Annotated in this window: 10 protein-coding genes; 2 read left to right on the forward strand and 8 right to left on the reverse strand. The window is 61.7% G+C overall.

Translation table 11 applies throughout. The features are described from left to right. Positions 1-11: 11 nt before the first annotated feature. The gene (gene msbA, locus NRB16_RS14710) at positions 12-1814 is read right to left on the reverse strand and encodes a lipid A export permease/ATP-binding protein MsbA (protein ID WP_045486744.1); all 1803 of its coding nucleotides are present in this window, start codon (positions 1812-1814) and stop codon (positions 12-14) included. Between the two features lie 250 nt (positions 1815-2064). On the opposite strand from msbA, the gene NRB16_RS14715 reads away from it, so the two are divergent. Continuing rightward, positions 2065-2703 (forward strand): toluene tolerance protein, encoded by a 639-nt coding sequence (locus NRB16_RS14715; RefSeq protein WP_253140312.1) that lies wholly within the window; start codon positions 2065-2067, stop codon positions 2701-2703. A gap of 11 nt (positions 2704-2714) precedes the next feature. Here the strand turns inward: NRB16_RS14715 and NRB16_RS14720 are convergent, their stop codons facing one another. The 7 genes from NRB16_RS14720 to NRB16_RS14750 are packed head-to-tail and all read right to left on the reverse strand — an operon-like array spanning position 2715 to position 10821. Then, entirely contained in the window at positions 2715-3866 is a 1152-nt protein-coding gene (locus NRB16_RS14720; RefSeq protein WP_257106399.1) for an O-antigen ligase domain-containing protein, read from the reverse strand. Then, positions 3856-4629, reverse strand: a complete 774-nt coding sequence (locus NRB16_RS14725; RefSeq protein WP_084709941.1) for a glycosyltransferase family 2 protein — start codon at positions 4627-4629, stop codon at positions 3856-3858. Before NRB16_RS14725 ends, NRB16_RS14720 begins: the two co-directional genes overlap by 11 nt. A gap of 30 nt (positions 4630-4659) precedes the next feature. After that, complete coding sequence (locus NRB16_RS14730; protein ID WP_257106400.1) at positions 4660-5616, reverse strand: glycosyltransferase; 957 nt, start codon at positions 5614-5616, stop codon at positions 4660-4662. A 37-nt stretch (positions 5617-5653) separates the two neighbouring features. Continuing rightward, positions 5654-7057, reverse strand: a complete 1404-nt coding sequence (locus NRB16_RS14735; RefSeq protein ID WP_257106401.1) for a PIG-L family deacetylase — start codon at positions 7055-7057, stop codon at positions 5654-5656. After that, a complete protein-coding gene (locus NRB16_RS14740) occupies positions 7054-7950 on the reverse strand; it encodes a GNAT family N-acetyltransferase (RefSeq protein WP_045486729.1) in 897 nt (298 codons plus the stop codon). Before NRB16_RS14740 ends, NRB16_RS14735 begins: the two co-directional genes overlap by 4 nt. Then, positions 7950-9080, reverse strand: a complete 1131-nt coding sequence (locus NRB16_RS14745; protein ID WP_257106402.1) for a glycosyltransferase — start codon at positions 9078-9080, stop codon at positions 7950-7952. Before NRB16_RS14745 ends, NRB16_RS14740 begins: the two co-directional genes overlap by 1 nt. Further along, a complete protein-coding gene (locus NRB16_RS14750; RefSeq protein ID WP_045486724.1) occupies positions 9064-10821 on the reverse strand; it encodes a carbamoyltransferase in 1758 nt (585 codons plus the stop codon). Before NRB16_RS14750 ends, NRB16_RS14745 begins: the two co-directional genes overlap by 17 nt. Before the next feature lie 285 nt (positions 10822-11106). On the opposite strand from NRB16_RS14750, the gene NRB16_RS14755 reads away from it, so the two are divergent. Beyond that, positions 11107-17193, forward strand: a complete 6087-nt coding sequence (locus NRB16_RS14755) for a membrane-targeted effector domain-containing toxin (RefSeq protein ID WP_257106403.1) — start codon at positions 11107-11109, stop codon at positions 17191-17193. The last annotated feature ends 3 nt before the right edge of the window (positions 17194-17196 follow it).

Here is a 17196-nt window from a genome sequence, read left to right on the forward strand (position 1 = left end):
GCCCGGCAGTATCAGATAGCACCCACAGGTGACGGCTCGTCCAGCCCCATGGCATGCAGGCGGGCGTAATAACCGTTCTCGGCCAGCAACTGAGTGTGAGTACCGCGCTCGACGATGCGTCCGCCGTCCATGACCAGAATCAGGTCGGCTTTCTCGATGGTCGACAGCCGGTGGGCGATGACCAGCGTAGTGCGACCTTGCATGACCGAATCCAGTGCCCCCTGGATGTGCCGCTCGGACTCGGTATCGAGCGCCGAAGTCGCTTCGTCGAGAATCAGCAACGGGGCGTTTTTGAGCAATGCCCTGGCAATTGCCAGACGCTGGCGCTGGCCACCGGACAGCAGCACGCCGTTCTCACCCACCTCGGTTTCGAAGCCTTCGGGCAGACGGTCGATGAATTCCTTGGCATAGGCTGCGGCTGCGGCAGTCTCGACATCTTCACGCGGAGCACCGGCCAGGTCGCCGTAGGCGATGTTATTGGCAACACTGTCGTTGAACAGCGTGACGCTCTGGTTGACCTGCGCAATGTGGCGGCGCAGGTTAGTCAGCCGATAATCGTTGATATCCACCCCATCAAGCAGGATCTGCCCGGTTTCATGGGGATAAAAACGCGGGATCAGATTGGCCAGGGTTGACTTGCCACTCCCGGAGCGGCCGACCAGCGCGATCATCTGCCCAGGCTCTGCGACAAAGCTGATGTCGTCGAGGACCACACGCTCGGTTTCAGGGTAGGTAAAGCTGAGGTTCTTAACCTCCAGGCGGCCCTGCACACGTTCACGCTGGTAAGTCCCGGTATCGACCTCCGCCGGGACGTCGAGCTGCTCGAAGATGCTCTCGGCACCGGCAACGCCTTTCTGGATGGTCGAGCTGACTTCCGACAACTGGCGGATCGGCTTGGGCAACAAACCGGCGGCGGTGATATAGGCCACCAGGTCACCGGCAGTGGCTTCACCGCGCAGCAACAGCACCAGGAACATCAGCACCGCCATGGCGCTGTAGATCACCAGTTGCAGCATCGGCGTGTACACCGCGCCGGTCTTGGTCATGCGCAACTGCTTTTCAGTGTTGCTGTCGCTGGCCTTGGCGAAACGGTCCATCTCGTAGCGTTCGCCGCCGAAGCTGCGCACCACGCGATAACCCTGAATGGTTTCCGAAGCCACGTGGGTAACGTCGCCCATCGCCACCTGGATTTTCTTGCTCTGCTTGCGAAACTTCTTGCTGGCACTGCCAACCATAACCGCGATCAACGGCAGGATCGCCAGCATCACCAGGGTCAGCTTCCAGTTCATCCACAACAGGTAGATAAACAGGAACACCACCGTCAGGCCCTCACGGATCACCACCTTGATGGCGTCAGTGGCGGCGCCGGTCACCATGGTCACATTGAAGGTAATGCGCGAGATCAGATGGCCGGAGTTGGTGGTGTCGAAATAGCGGTTTGGCAGCACCATCAGCTTGTTGAACAGCTCGACGCGCAGGTCGTGGACCAGCCCCAGCGACACCTTGGCCAGAAAGTAGTTACCCAGAAACGAGCCCAGCCCTTGCCAGGCAGCGATCAGCACGATCAGCAGCGGCACGGCATGCAGCAGTTGCAAGTCTTTGAGGTACGGCACGTTGGGAAACAGCGCCGCCTCCGGGTTGGTCAATCCGTCGACGAAGTACTTGAGAATGCCAGCCAGCATCGGCTGGGTGGAGGCGAAGATCACGAAACCGATGATACTGAGCAGGAAAATGCCCACATACGGACGCACATAGGACAACAGGCGTAGGTAGATCTTCACGCTGGACTGCGTGGACGATTCGTTGCTTGCCATGGGAATCCGTCAAGTCAAAAAGAGTGCAATTGTATCACAAGCGGTTTTTGCGGCAGTTCAGCGGGGTGCCTCTAAAAACGTAGGCGAGGCAGTCAGCGCCAGGCGAAATCAGGCGAGAAAGCGGAATTTACATGTTGTAAATGAGCATTTTGAGCCTGATTTCAACAACGCGATGGCCACGCAGGTAGTTTTTAGAGGTGCCCAGTGGGGTAACATAGTCGGCTTTCCATGCCTGCCAGTCGGAGTTTCGATGCAGCCACTTGATCATGCCCGCTACCTTGACCTGGTCCAGGGCGCAGAAGTCCTGGAGGCTGATGGCACAGGCGACAAGGTACTGCGCCTGAGTGACGGTTCGATGCTCAAACTGTTTCGTCGCAAACGTCTGATCAGCTCGGCGGCCTGGTATCCGTACGCCAGCCGTTTCGCCGACAACTGCCTGACCCTGGCCCAGCGCGCGGTGCCCTGCCCGCAGGTGCGCAGCGTATTCAGGATTGCCGAGATCAAACGCGACGCGGTGCATTACACGCCACTGGCCGGGCAGACCCTGCGTCAGTTGCTGGGCAGTGTCGGCTCCGACGATGAACTGCGTCGCCAACTGGGGCGTTTCATTGCCGGGCTGCATGAGAAAGGCATCTACTTCCGCTCGGCGCACCTGGGCAATGTGGTGCTGACCCCGGACAGCGAGCTGGGCCTGATCGACATCGCTGACATGAAGACCTTCCGCCAGCCACTGCGCAAATCACTGCGCCTGCGCAACTTCAAGCATATGCTGCGCTACGCCGAAGATCGCCAGTGGCTGCTGGGCGAGGACAACCCGGCGTTCTTCCAGGGTTACCTGAGTGCCCAGAGCCAGTGCAGTGAGGCGGAGCTCAAGCAGGCGATTGCCTGAGCTTGCCGCGCCTACGGCTGTTGCACTCGGCGGCCCAGAATCATTGCCGCCGGCAACAGGACCAATAGCCATAGCTCATCGGGGTTACCCACCAGCTTGCTGCCGTCGAAGTTGAGCATCACCAGCGCACACAGCAGGTAGCAACCCCAGGCATCGCGCAGGCGCCAGGCCTGCCACAGGGTCAGAGCCATCACCAGCAAGAACAGCACCAGCGATACCGCGCCGGTGTACAGGCCCATGGAAACGAAAATGTTGTGCGGATGCTGGATCGGTATGCCGCCGGTCAGGGTCTGCGTGGTCTGGAAATTGACCCCGCAACCCAGCGTCCAGCCGCAGCGCGCCCATTCCGAAGTCATGATCTCGAACAGCTCGATACGGAACGAGTCACCCCTGACGAACAGCAGCCGGACCCATTGCTCTTCCCAGCACAGCCAGATCGCGCCACTGACCGAAGCCGCGATAACCAGCAGGGCCATGGCGCCCTTGAGCGGGTAACGGTACACCACGTACAGCCCCCAAAGTCCGGCCAGCAACGCAAAGCCCACCAGCGCAGTGCGGGTCTGCACGACGAATGCCGCAGCCAGCAGCGTCAGGGCGATGGCGCAGAACGCCTCGATCCAGCGCCGCTGGCGCACCCACAACGGCAGGGCCAGGCCCAAGGCACAGACCAGCCACGCGCTGCTGTAAATCACGTTGTCCAGCCGGCTCGGCAGGATCGCCACCCGCTGGCCAAACACAAACTGCCCGGTCCACCAGCTATGCAGGCTGCCAGCGAAAATGTACAGGCAAATGGCCCAGAACAGCCCACGCACGAACAGCCCGCCACTGAACAGCGTGACCGGCACCAGGCCGGCGATGACGAACACGAACAGGCTGACATAGGCAATATGCTTGTAGAACTGGAAGTCGGCAGAAAACACCGCCGGCACCAGAAACCACAACAGGAACGCCGCCCATATTCTGGCCAGCGGCTGGCCAAACAGGCCCGCACCCTTGTGTTTGATCAGGAAAAACAGCCCCGGCAGGGCCATTGCCCCATAGAACAGGTTGTTGGTGAACTTGGCCGAGTCATGCAGCAGAAAACTCAGCAGAAAAGCCGCCAGCGCAGCGCCAAAGTAAAGCTGGCTTTTGCTGAACGGCGTGCGGGTCCCCTCAGGCAACATTATTGAGCAACCAACCTATTATCAGACCTGCAGCCAGTGTGACGAGCAGCTTGACGCGGTCACGCTGCTTGCGGCGCTTCTTGTCCAGGCGTTCCTGCGACACCACCACGTGGCTGCCGAAACCGGTATGCAGGACCGCATCGTTTTCGAGGATCAGCGCATAGCGGTTTTCGCCAGCGTAAAGCTGTGACAGCTTTTTTTCACCGCCGTGCCCGGCATACGGGGCATGCCGTTGGTAATCAACCAGGCGCCGCAGACCGGGATTGAAAGAAAACCCCTGCCACTCAGGCTTGTGTGAGCCGAGCTTGTAGAACGCGATACCGTCGAACACTTCGCGCTCGTTGAGGAACACATACGGGCTGTGCACCATCAGGTCATGATTGAAACTGCGCAGCCAGACCTGCAGCGCTTGCGGGTCGTTGACCAGCAGGGCCATCGATTCTTCGATAAAGCCGGGACGGTAGAAATCCCAGTCGTCCTCGCAATGAAACACCCAACCGGTTTCGATCAATGCATACGCGGCGTCCACCGAGCGCATCTGGCCCAGCTTGGGGTTGTTGACGATAAACCGGGTGTGCGCCCGCCAGTGTTCCGGGATGCAGTCGCGGACCTGCTCGTCGCCTGAGTCCTCGGTAATCAGCACATGACGGATGGGTGCCGTGTTGAACCGGTCGAAGGTCTCCAGGGTGCGCTTCAACAGGTCGAAACGACCGCAACTGGTGACCACCAGCGTGATATCGCTGTTTTCGCTGAATACCATCATGAATTCTCGATCATTGAATGTTCACGGCCATCACACGCCCAGCCAGGCACGTATCCGCTCCAGCAGGCCAAGTGTCGGGCGGGCACGCAACGGTGCCTGCATGGCCTCGACGATGGCTTTGCCAAGGGCATGGAATGTATAGCGTTGCTCGGCCAAAGTCTGCCCGTTGCGGGAGATTTCCGCGACCAGTTGCGGATCTTCACGTAACTGCTGCAGCTTGCGGCGCAGCTCATCGATATCGCTGTACAGCACGATGTTGTGCATATCCTTGAAGCCCAGCGCGCGGTTTTCCTCGCTGCCCTGATCGAAGGCCAACAGCACACAGCCGCAGGCCATGGCCTCAAAGTTCTTGATCATGTACTCGCCCATGCCGACATCGGCACTGACGAAAAAGCGGATCCGGTTGAGGGTCTCGCAATATTCTTCACCGGACTTGGTGCGGGTGACCAGCAGCGGCTCGACCTTGGCCAACTCATCAAGAAACGCCTTGCGACCGCTGTAGGCCACGCTCTTGGTGCTGCCGACAAACGCCAGCTCGATGTCCCGCTCGCGCCCGCGGCCTTGCAACAGGCTCTGGTCATACCCCTTGGGCACAAACACCGCATCAAAGCCTTCGCCACGCAGCCGCTCGGTCACCATGTACCCCGAGGTAATGACCCGGGCCCAGGGCAACTTCTGGTAATGCGAGCTGAATTTTCCGGTGTACTTGCAGTTGATGTAGTTCTGGTAGGCGTCGTGTTCGAGGATCACTAGGTTGGGGATGCTGCGAATGAAGGCCACTTGCCGTACCTCCTGCTTGAAACGCAGGAAAAACACGATCCGGTCGTACTTGCTCACGTCCACTTCACGGCGGAAATAACCGCGCAAGTCGCGCTGCTCCTCGGAGGTCAGCCAGCGCAGGTCGCAGTCGCTGTAGGCGGCAACGCCTTCGTACAGGCGGTCCAGGATGGCGCGTTGTTCTTTCTGGACCAGAAATAGGACTTTCATGGATTTCCTTGCAGTACTGCTGCCTGCTGAAGCTGAATCAGATTTCGCTGCGCCAGAACAACTCGTGTCGCCGCACAGCCTTACGGAAAAACTCGTTCTCGCCTTCGGCCGGCCAGCGCCGCCCGGCCAGCAGCCGCTGCAGGCTGCGCCGCAGACGGCGCTTGAACGGCAGCGCGGGCTGCAAATCATGCATCATGCCCAGTGCCATGGCCTTGTCGCGGCGTACGTCGGTCGGCAGCACCAGGCTATAGGGCACACGCGATTGCGCATCGAATACCGGCGGCAGGGTCACCCCGCTGTGCGCATCGCCCATCGGCCAGCGGTCGTTGTCATGCAGGTGATTGGCGTAGCCCAGCACCACCTCCGGCTGCCACTCCAGACCCTGCAAGGCTTCGCGCACGGCAGCTTGGGCGCAGATGTGATCAGGGTGCGGGTCGATGGCCGGATCCGGCATGACCAGCACCTGGGGGCGGGCGTTGAGAATCAGCGCGCGCAAGTCGGCCAGCAGGTTGTTCCAGCTGGGTACGCCATCATCGCCCGGCAATTCAAGGGTATTGAACTGGCGAAACAGCCGGGTATCGTCCAGCTGCGCTTCGCGGGACGCCACGGCTTGCTCGGGGGCAGCCTGCATGGCGGGCAATTGCAGGCAGAAATAACCCAGTTGCACACAGCGCTGCTCAGGCACACCGGCCCAGCGCGGCACCGCAATGCTGTCCCAGGCGCGCAGGCGACCTTTCAGACGCGCCGCTTCGGCCTTGTTCATGCCCATGGCCTGATAGTGTTCGGCTTCGATTTCACCGGCAGTCAGGGTCACGATCCAGGCTTCATCGGCCTGGCTATAAAGCCCGTAGGCGGCCAGTTCGGCGTCATCGGCATGCGGAGCGATGACCATGACCCGCTGGCGGCGCGGGTCGGCGGCGCGGAATGACCATAGCTGCGGCGTACCCTCCAGCCGACAGAAACGCCCGCGCAGTTGCAGCGCGCCCTCATTGAGCACATGCCCCAGCCCGGTCAGGTTCAGGTAACGAACACCGTTCACGCCGCGCTCGAAGGTTTGCACGTCGGTCTCGCCCAGGCCGCTGAGCAGCACCGCTGGATCGAAAAAGCGTCCCAGCCAGTGGCTGCGCACGCTCAACGCCAGAATCAGTGTCTCGTCACCCTGCAACGGATGGGGCCGTTCGAGCTGCAAACGGCCGTTGTCCAGCCGCACACCCGCAACCTGGTCGGCGTCGGCAAAGCGGTACTGATAGTCGTCGCCGGGGGCATAGAACAGATGGTCGGCGAACCAGGCCTCGTGGGCAACCCAGGCCAGCACGGCGAGCAGCGGCACCAGCCACCAGCCCAGCCACGCCCCGAGGGCGAGCAAGACCACCAGCCCGACCGACAGGGCGATACGCTTGTTGCGCCGGTGGCGCTTGAGTAACTGCTGTTTGCGGCTCACACCTGAAATACCGGCACAGGGTTGCACCAACGGTCCTTGTATTCGCGGTCGGCACGGCCGAACGAGAAGCGCAACGGTTTGTTCAAGGCCCGAGCACTTTCCCATGCGCTCTGGGTGTTGATGAAGCTGAGCACGCTGCCAGGGCTGAACGCCCTGGTCTCGGGGTCGACGCCACCATTGACATACTCGACGCTGACCCACTGCGGTGCTTCGACCCGGTAGATCAACTGGATGGCGATGGGTTTGCCCTCCAGAAACAATACCGACCCCATCAGCCATTCACGCAGCAACTCGACGACCTCAGCCATGCGCTCGGCCCCGGTGGCGGCAAAGCCCCAGCGACGCTGGAACAGATCGCAGTAGATCTGCGCCAGGGTCACGCTGTCGAACTCACTGACCGGGTGCACGGTGCCACCGGCTTCTTCCAGCAGACGCAACTCGCGGCGCTGGTTGTAGCGAAACTTCTTCGACAGGTCTTCAGGCTCACGCGCCATGGCCAGTGATTCAGCCTGCGGCTTGAGGGTGGTGATCTTGCCGTCGTTGAGGGCCGACAGATAACGCGCGCTGTGTCGTAACGCCACGCGGGCATCGTCGGCCAGCGGCAGGATCAACTCAGCGTTGCCCAGATCGAACAGGCCCTTCTTGCCCCGGCGCTTGAGCTCGGCTTTGTCCAGCGCCAGGCCGCGGCCCCAGGTCGCAATCGCGCCCTTGATCTCGCCGCCCTGCTCCCAGGTCAGGTAGCGCACGGCAATCCCGGCCAGCGCCGACAGCCGTTCGACCACCTGTGGATGGGTCGCCACGCTGCCACCGCATTGCTGCCAGACTTGCTGGTAAGTGGCGGCATCACTTGCGGACCAACCGCGCTCGCGAAAGCCCTGAAACAGATTGAGCATCAAGACCCCGCAACCAGCCGGTTGACCTGCGGCAGACGCCAGAACACCTTGCGTACCGCATGATCGGAAAAACGCTCGCGCAGACGCACCAGCATCTGTTCGGCACACGCCTCGCGCTGGGCCGCATCAAGCTGCGACAGATGCACCAGAGCCTGGCCCAGATGCGCAGCATCGCCGAGCGGGAACAGCACGCCGACACCTTCGACCACTTCCTTGGCCCCGCCACAATTGCTGGCCAGCACCGGCACGCCAGCGACCATGGCCTCCAGCAGCACCATGCCGAACGGCTCGTGGTCGGAACTCAGGGCAAACGCATCGAAGGCTTTGAAGTAACGGCGCGCCTCGGCCACCTGGCCAAGAAACAGCACGTGGCCTGCGATGTTCAGTTCCATCGCCAGATCCTTGAGCGGCTGCTCCAGGCGGCCCTTGCCGAGAATCACCAACTGACTGTTGGCTGGCAGTTGTGGCAAGGCCTGGGCGAAACCTCGCAGCAAGGTCGCCTGATCCTTGTCCGGGTGCAGCCGGCCAACATTGCCGACCACCCAGGCGTCAGGCGCCAGTTTAAGCTCGCGGCGGGCGTCTTCGGCACTGAACTGACTGCCTTGCAGTTGTTCGACGTCAATGCGGTTGTAAAGGGTTTCGATGCGCTCGGCCGGCCACTTGGGCAGGCACTTGCGCATGTCATCACGCACCGCATCGGAGACGCCGAGCAGGCTCAGGCGCTGGCGAAACAGGTTGGCGAACAAGCGGCGGCTGGCGCGCTGGTAGTCGCCAAAGGCATGGTGCACACCAATGACCGGCAGCCTTGTGGCCAGCAACGTGATGTAGACCGGCTTGAAACGGTGAGCGATACAGAACTCGAACGGCCTGGCTGCAGCGATTTTGCGCAATGCGGCAATGGCCCCCAGCTTCAGGCCACGGATGGCGCTGGAGCTGTACTCCATGAACAGCACCTCGTCAGAGCCACAGTCGGCGATCACGTCCGGATCATGCTCGCCGGTCAGAAATACCGTGGTAACCCGGTAGCCCTGGCCGGCAAACAGGCTGGCGTACTGCCGTGCGCAGTCCAGAAACGGCCCGTCATAGCCGTGGCAGAACTGCAGCACATGGCGCTCAGCCGATGCTGTCATAAGGCTTCGCACCGTCTTTGACGACCAGGATGTCTTCCATGATCAGGTATTGCAGGTCCGAGCCGAAGAACATGTTCAGGGCGTCGGTCGGCGAGCAGATCATTGGCTCGCCACGGCGGTTGAGCGAGGTATTCAGCGACACGCCGTTGCCGGTGAGGTTTTCCAGCGCCTTCATCATGTCGTAGTAGCGCGGGTTGTACTCGCGCTTGAGCACCTGGGCCCGTGAGGTGCCGTCTTCGTGGACGACTTCCGGCACGCGGGTCTTCCACTCTTCAGCCACTTCGAAGGTGAAGGTCATGAACGGCGCAGGATGGTCGATCTTGATCATCTGCGGGCCGACGGTGTCGAGCATCGACGGGCAGAAGGGTCTCCAGCGCTCGCGGAACTTGATCTGTTCGTTGATCCGGTTGGCCACGCCCGGCACGCTCGGGCAGCCGATGATCGAACGACCGCCCAGCGCGCGCGGACCGAACTCCATGCGCCCCTGGAACCAGGCCACCGGGTTGCCATCGACCATGATCTGCGCAATGCGCTCGGGCATGTCGTCGATCTTGCGCCACTTGGGCTGGCTCGGGTGACGGGCACAGGCGGCAATCACGTCCTCGTTGCTGTAAGCAGGGCCGAGGTAGACGTGCTCCATCTTCTCGACCGGCACGCCACGGGCGTGGGAGACATAGGCCGCCGCACCGACAGCGGTGCCGGCATCGCCGGAAGCCGGCTGGACGAACAGTTCCTTGACCTCGGGACGGGCGATGATCTTCTGGTTGAGCTTGACGTTCAGCGCGCAGCCGCCAGCGAAGGCGATCTTGCCGGTTTGCTTGAGGATGTCACCCAGATAGTGGTCCATCATCTGCAAGGCGAGCTTTTCGAACAGGGCCTGCATGCTGGCGGCATAGTGGATGTAAGGCTCGTCGGCGACATCGCCTTCGCGCTTGGGACCCAGCCACTCGATCAGCTTGGGCGAGAAATAAAACCCCTTGCCGTTCTCTTTATAGCGACGCAGGCCGATGACGTTGGCCAGTTCGGTGTTGATCACCAACTCGCCGTTTTCAAAGGTTGCCAGACGCGAGAAGTCATATTTGCTGGCATCGCCGTAGGGCGCCATGCCCATGACCTTGAATTCGCCATCGAGCATCTCGAAGCCGAGGAACTCGGTGATTGCGCCATACAGGCCGCCCAGCGAGTCCGGGTCATAGAACTCCTTGATCTTGTGGATCTTGCCGTTCTCGCCGTAGCCGAAGAAGGTGGTGGCGTACTCGCCCTTGCCGTCGATGCCAAGGATCGCGGTTTTTTCTTTGAACCCCGAGCAATGGTAGGCACTGGCGGCGTGGGCCAGGTGATGCTCAACCGGCTCGATCTTGACCTTCTTCGGGTCAAACCCCAGTTGCTCCAGGCACCAGACGATCTTGTTGCGGTAGCGCTTGTAGCGGCGGTTGCCCATCAGCAGCGCGTCGAGGGCGCGGTCCGGGGCGTACCAGTAGCGCTTGGCGTAGTGCCAGCGTGCCTTGCCGAACAGGCTGATCGGCGCGAACGGAATCGCCACCACATCAACGTCGGAAGGCTTGATGCCGGCCTGTTCCAGGCAGAACTTCGCCGACTCGTAAGGCATGCGGTTCTTTGCGTGCTTGTCGCGGACGAAGCGCTCTTCTTCCGCTGCGGCGATCAGCTTGCCGTCGATATACAGGGCTGCGGAAGGGTCATGGCTAAGGGCGCCGGACAGGCCCAGGATCGTCAATGCCACTAGGGTCAAGCCTCTTTAGTCTGCATGCAGGCGTCGTGCGCCCGAGATAATGATGGGCCCCGGCACGGATGGCGAGGGGCAGCCAAAGCGCGGGATTATAGCCTATAGACCATCGGTTTGGCGTGAAGCTTGAGCACCCGGACCAATCACTGTGCAGTGCAATAACTATATAGCCCCCGCATGCCGTCGAATTGAGATTGATTGACCTGACGACTTGCCGGGCATGGTGCCCGGCTGCGTGCGGGTCACAGGTCCGCACGCGCTCGATAAAGGAACCCGCGCGTCATGACGCTACCAAGCATCCCCCCTATCACCCCGCAGAGCCTGGAGGCTCGGCTGATCGAGCAGGCCGCACGGCTCGATACACATCTGCAGGACCTGCCAGCCTTGCAGGTCGACGAACAACGCAGCAATCAGGCCATCGCCAGTCACCTGGAGCAAGCGCTCAAGCACTACTGGAACGCCAACGACATCACCGGCAGCCTGCGCTACCAGTCGTTTGCCCAGCTATTGCAGCAAAGCCTGCGCGACGAACTGCTGCTCAAGGTCCTCGATGGCGAGCTGGACCGTGACTACCAGCTCTGCCTGCCCTCGGCCAATCCCGACCACGTTGATGACAGCCTGGTCGTGCATGCCCTGTACCTCGGCCAGGAAGATCAACCCGGCCAGCCGGTGCATGGCGCCCTGCTATTCTGCCGTGAACAAGGACCTTGCGTGCTGCACTTGCCCGGCTACGGTGCAGAAGGCTTCGACACGCTGGACGCATTGCGCACCCAACTGCTGCAGTGGCTCAACGACAGGGCACTGCGCAGCCTGTTGCTGCGCAACACGACCCAAGAGCATCAGGACCTGCTCCAGTTCATGCAGGCTGATACAGACCTGGAGGACGAACCCTACACGGCAGCACAGCTGATTTTCGCCCCACTGGCCAGCGACCCCTTTCTCCACGCGATCAAACAGCAGATCACCAAACAACGCCGCGATGTGGCCTACGTCTGTGCCCAGGATGAGTGGCGCCAACGTGACCCGGCAGCCTGGCATCTGGGTATCCAGACCGCGCTCAGCCTGCATGGCCTCATCGGCCCGACCGCCATGCTGCGCCTGCGCGAAGCCGGGCAACAGTTGCGCGAACAGGCCAGGGCACAACCCGAATGGCTACGCCATGCCAGCCCCCGGGAGCGCCAGGTTTATCTCGACAGTTTGATCGACTACGAGCAGGCACGCCTGGCGCTGGTCAGCCTGATGCAGGGTTGCTCCAGTGCCCGGGAGTTTGCCCGCAGCCGCATGGCAACCCGACTGCAAAACGAGCTGGGCTACGATCTGGATCCGGATCAGGTACTGGTCACCAGCCGCCGCCTCAGCCCGCTGGGCGGCGAACCCTATGAAGTCAGCCGCCCGTTGAGCGAGTTTGCCTTGCGCGGCCTGCACAACAACGACCTGCTGGTCGACTCGGACTTGCACAGCGGCACGAGCCTGACCCTTGAAGGCCAATCACTGGCAGCAGCCTATCCGCTGCTGACCACCCAATGGCTGGCCGAAGCGGTCGAGCAACTGGACTTGCGCGCACGCTTTGGCGAAGCACAGCGGCATATCTATGGTAATGCCCAGGTCATGTACATGATGGGCGAGGTCATCCGCAACCAGATCATTACTCAGGCCCTCAGCGCCCAGTATCAGGGCCATATCCAGGCCAGCGACGCGGACTTGGCCGATCGCCTGCAAGGCAAACCCGGCCCCGTCAACGTACGGGCTCAGCAACTGCAACTCGGCGGCCAGCTGATGAGCGAGATGCTTGTGTTTCGCTTGCCTCGGGCAGATGGCGACGGCGAGCGTTTGCTGCTGTTCGCGCGCGGCATCGCAGGGCACAAGGCCTTGCAGGGCTTCGACAACGAACGCCAGTTGCTGCACGAACTGGTCAGTTGGAGCGCCTCGCCGCAGTTACGTCAGTACCTGCTCGAACAGACTCGTGTCACCCAGCGCCCGCAGTTGGAAAAGCAACTGCTCGAGCTCAGCCAGAAAGCCCAGCCTGCGCCCGACCTGCTGGGTTTCGTCGAGCATGTCAGCATCGACGATGCGCTGTATGCCATGGCCACCGCCCATGTACGGGTCAGGATCGACGACCAACAACAGCACACCCCTGGCTGGTACCTGAGCGCCAGCACCGAGCACCGCCGCGAGTTGCAAGGCCTGGAAGATGCCATCGAAGCGCTGGGCCGTGCCTATCGGCAGCACCCCCACACCCAGGCCCCCGACTACGAGCAGTTCGTCCGGCAACTGGCCAGCCGCAAGATCAACGCCCTGCTGGGGCTGGCCGATGGCAGCGTGGACCCGGACCAGGTGATTATCAGCTCGCCACGGGAAACCCTCAGTTACCGGCAGATGCTGCGCGACGGCTATGACGACAGCCTGGGCTTTTTCAATGCTGGCGCCGACACCCAAGCGACGTTCAGTGGCCCGGACGGCATCGACCTGACGCCGCTGACCCCGGAAAAGGTTGCAGGCTCGGTACGTGGTGCCTGGCCCAGCGATGCCTGGATTGCGCAGGTCAAGACCACCTTCCTCGACCCGCACAGCGAAGGCTATGCCTACCGGCGCCGGCTCAGCCTGCTCATGACCCGCTTACGCATGCAACACGCCGCCTTGCTCGCCCTGCTCAAGCAGCAGATCAGCGCCACACAGTACGCCTGGCTCCAGCAGTCAATCGCCATGATGGCGCACAGCGACGCGCCAAGCCGCCAGCGCTACCCGGTCTATCCACTGCAACTGAGGCTGGACAATCCGTTCATCGAATCAGGTGTCCCGGCCCTGGGCGACGTGCTGAATACCGCCAACCAACTGCTACCCACAGGCATTCCCATCTCCCGTCTGGAAACGGTGCAGGGTTGCTACATCCTCTGCCAGGAAGGTCTGAGCAGCCCGACCCAAGCGCTACTGTACACACCAGGAGCCCCGGACGGTCTGGAGTTCCGGACCCTGGCACGGTTCATCCCGACCCTGCACCACACCGGCATGAGTGATTACTACAAGGACCGCTGCCGGCTGGCGATCAATCGCACCCTGGCGTTCTATTTCATCGACCTCAAGCAGCGCAGCGACAGCCTGCCCCCGGCGCTGCCAGACAAGCCCCACGACGACCTGCATGAAATCTGCTTCGACCGTGTACTGCTGCGCAAGCTGCGCGATGTCGAAGAGACCACGACCGGGCGCGGCGACATGATTGCCAAGATCGTGCTCAACGGCATCGAACTGGTCGCCGTGGCCCTGACCCTGCCGTTCCCGCCGGCCAGCTTTGCGGTAGGTGCGGCATTGGCACTGCGTGACAGCGTGCTGGCCTTGCAGGCCCTCAGCGAGGGTGATCAGGCCGCGGCCAGCTGGCATGTACTGGGTGCCTGGTTCAATACGTTCGGTGCACTGGGTGACGCCAGTGTCGGCCTGAAAGGCTTTGGCGCACTGCTGCGCCAGTTCGCCAACCGGGGCCCGGGTAATCCGGCGATTGCCGCCCTCAAAAGCGCACCGCACCCGCTGTTGCATGCACCACTGCGCCGTGCCCCAGGCCATGACCCGCAAAAGCTCCTGGCCAGCGGACACTTCAGCGAACAAGAGGTCGCCAGCCTGCTGCGCCCCCTGTCGAGCGAAACCCCACTGGCAAAGGTCAGCCAGAACCACGCCAGCAACCCCGCCTACGCCGTCAATCAGTCACTGCAAGGCACAACCCCGGTTGCATCCGGCCACGCCAAGGGGGTCACTCGAATCGACGGCAAGCACTACATCGCGCTCGATGGCCGGGTGTATGAGGTCCAGTACGATGCCCGCCTGCACCTGTGGCAAATCATCGATCCCGGCAACCCCTGGGCCTTTTTTGGTAAACAGCCGGTCCGGCTCAACGACCACGGCCAGTGGCAAGTGCTTGACCGCCTGCAACTGCGTGGCGGCGGCAAACCTCGCTTTCAGGCCCTCGACAGCCAGCCGGCCAGCGCAGCGACACCCGTAGATGTCACCAGCGCCTACGAGCTGCCTGCCAAGTGGAAGAGACATGGTATCGCCATCGCCGATCGGGCCTGGGTGGCGCCTGACGATATTGGCCTGCAATTGCCGGCCGACTTCTTTGCACCGCTGTTCAAGGAAGGCCGTGAGGCCTATGCCGTGCTGCGCGAGACGCTGCGCAAGGATGCGGCAGAGTTTTTTGAAAACATCACCCCCGCGGCGCGGCCCACATTGCCTACGCTGGCTGACGATATCACCGCTGACGGGCTACTCAAGGCGGTGTTCGAGCACAGCCAGGGTCTGGTCATCAACGAGACCCTGCAAACGGTGGCCAGTAAACGCCTGCTGATCGAAAACATGCCGCGCCTGGCCGAACAGAATGTCGAAATCATTTATATCGAACACCTGTTCACCGACATGCATCGCAGCAAGCTGCAGAAGTACCGGACGCTGGGTAGCAAGACCAAAGCCGGTTCCTTTGAGCTCAAGTACCACCTCAATACCGTCAATCAGGGAAAACTGCTCAATGCCACCGGCGATAAATACGATTACTACCATCTGATCAAGATTGCCCACCAGCATGGCATTGAGGTCAGACCCTTGAGCTCGACCGTCAGCTACAACTTTGCCGCCAGTACCGCCCCGGTACATTCACAAGACCCGGCAGCGCTGCAAAAGATGTCGCTGTTCTTCGCCTCACGCCTGATCGATGCCGACAAGACTCTTGCGCCAACCCGCCGCTGGGTGGCCTTGCTTGACGAGAAGCGGGCCAATAGCTACCGGCAGGTGCCAGGTATCAGCGAGCTGCATGGCGCGATCAGCATCAGGGTCCGGGATGTACCGCGTGGCCAGCCAACGCGCATCACTCGCGACAGCGCCCCGCAAACCGGCGAAGGCCTGAGCAACAGCGATTTTCTGCTTGAGATACCCAACGCCAAACGTCGGCCGCCGCTCTCGCCTTCACCTTCGACTTCAAGCAGCGATACCCTGCTGCCTGAACCCAGCAGCCTGGACTGGTCGCTGTCCGAATTACTACAACCGCCGCTCGCCAGCAGTTCGCAAACCTCGACCCGTGCCTCACGCCGTGTGATCAATCCGGGTGAGCAAGGCTTCCAGCTGGACGCGGCCGGGCAATGGCAGCAGGTGCAAGCCCCGGACTGGCCAACAGCCATCGAGCCGACCGCGCTACAACGCTCGCTGGCCGATCCTTTGTATCAAATACCCGAGCAGCATCTGGAGACAGTCCATCAACTGGCGTTCTTCGAACACCGAGGCCTGAACATTTACTACAGCCTGCCAGACGAGAACCTGACAACGGCCAGATCGCTGTTCTTCAAAAAACGCGCTCAGTTGCAACGCGATGCCCGCCAGGCGCTGCTTGACCATCCGCTGCCGACGCGCCCGCAGCTACCCCAGGTCACCGCACAAGACTCGCCTGCCGAGCTGCTTGACCGTCTCTATGCCCAGAGCCAAGGCGTGGTGATAACCGGCTCGGCGTCCTCGATTGGCAGCAAGCAGTTCATCATCGACAACCTGCCCAATCTGGTCGAGCGTCAGGTCAAGACCCTGTACCTTGAGCACTTGCAGCTCGACATGCATCAGCTGGATCTGGACCTGTTTGTCGAAAAAGGCCTGATGAGCAAACGGCTGCTGCACTACCTCAAGCACCTCGACAAGCAGTACCTCACAGACCCTGCCGGCCTTTACAACTTCGAGCAACTGGTGCTCAAGGCCAGAGAGCACGGTATTGAAGTGCGTGCGCTGGACTGCGTGACCAGCTATTACCTGCACAACATGCAGGCACTCGGCGCAACGACTCGTGAGCAGATGTTCAATTACTTCGCCATGCGCACGATTCGCCGCCATCAGGACGTCATGGGCCGGCACAAGTGGCTGGCGCTGGTCGGCGACAGCCATGCCAGCAGCTTCGACAACGTGCCGGGGCTGGCGGACCTGGAGCCGAGCATCAGCCTGCGGGTGTTTGATATGCCGCCAGGCGAGACTTTCGGACCTGCCAGCGACCCCGGTCACCTGGTCACAACCGAGCATGCCGGGCGCAAAACCTTTGTGCGCAATGACTACGCCCTGGGCCTGCCCAGCCGTAACGCGATGCCCAGAACCCTCGCCGAGATCAGCCAGCCCGCACCGATCGAGGTCCGGCTGTTCAGCCCCGGGCTATTTCTGATCGAAGACATCAGCGGCCCGCAGCCGGTCATTGTCCACCGCTCACGGGCCAACCGCATCGAGCGCACCGCGGTGCAGCGCAACGCCCAGGGCAAGCTGTACGTAGACCGTGAAAGCTGGGGCGGTACCCACCTGCGGCCGTTCGATGACTTCGCGGCACTGCTGCTGGCCCTGCGCAGGATGAATATGCGTCAGGTGAGCTGAGGC

The sequence above is a fragment of the Pseudomonas sp. LJDD11 genome (assembly GCF_024584215.1).
Taxonomy (GTDB): domain Bacteria; phylum Pseudomonadota; class Gammaproteobacteria; order Pseudomonadales; family Pseudomonadaceae; genus Aquipseudomonas.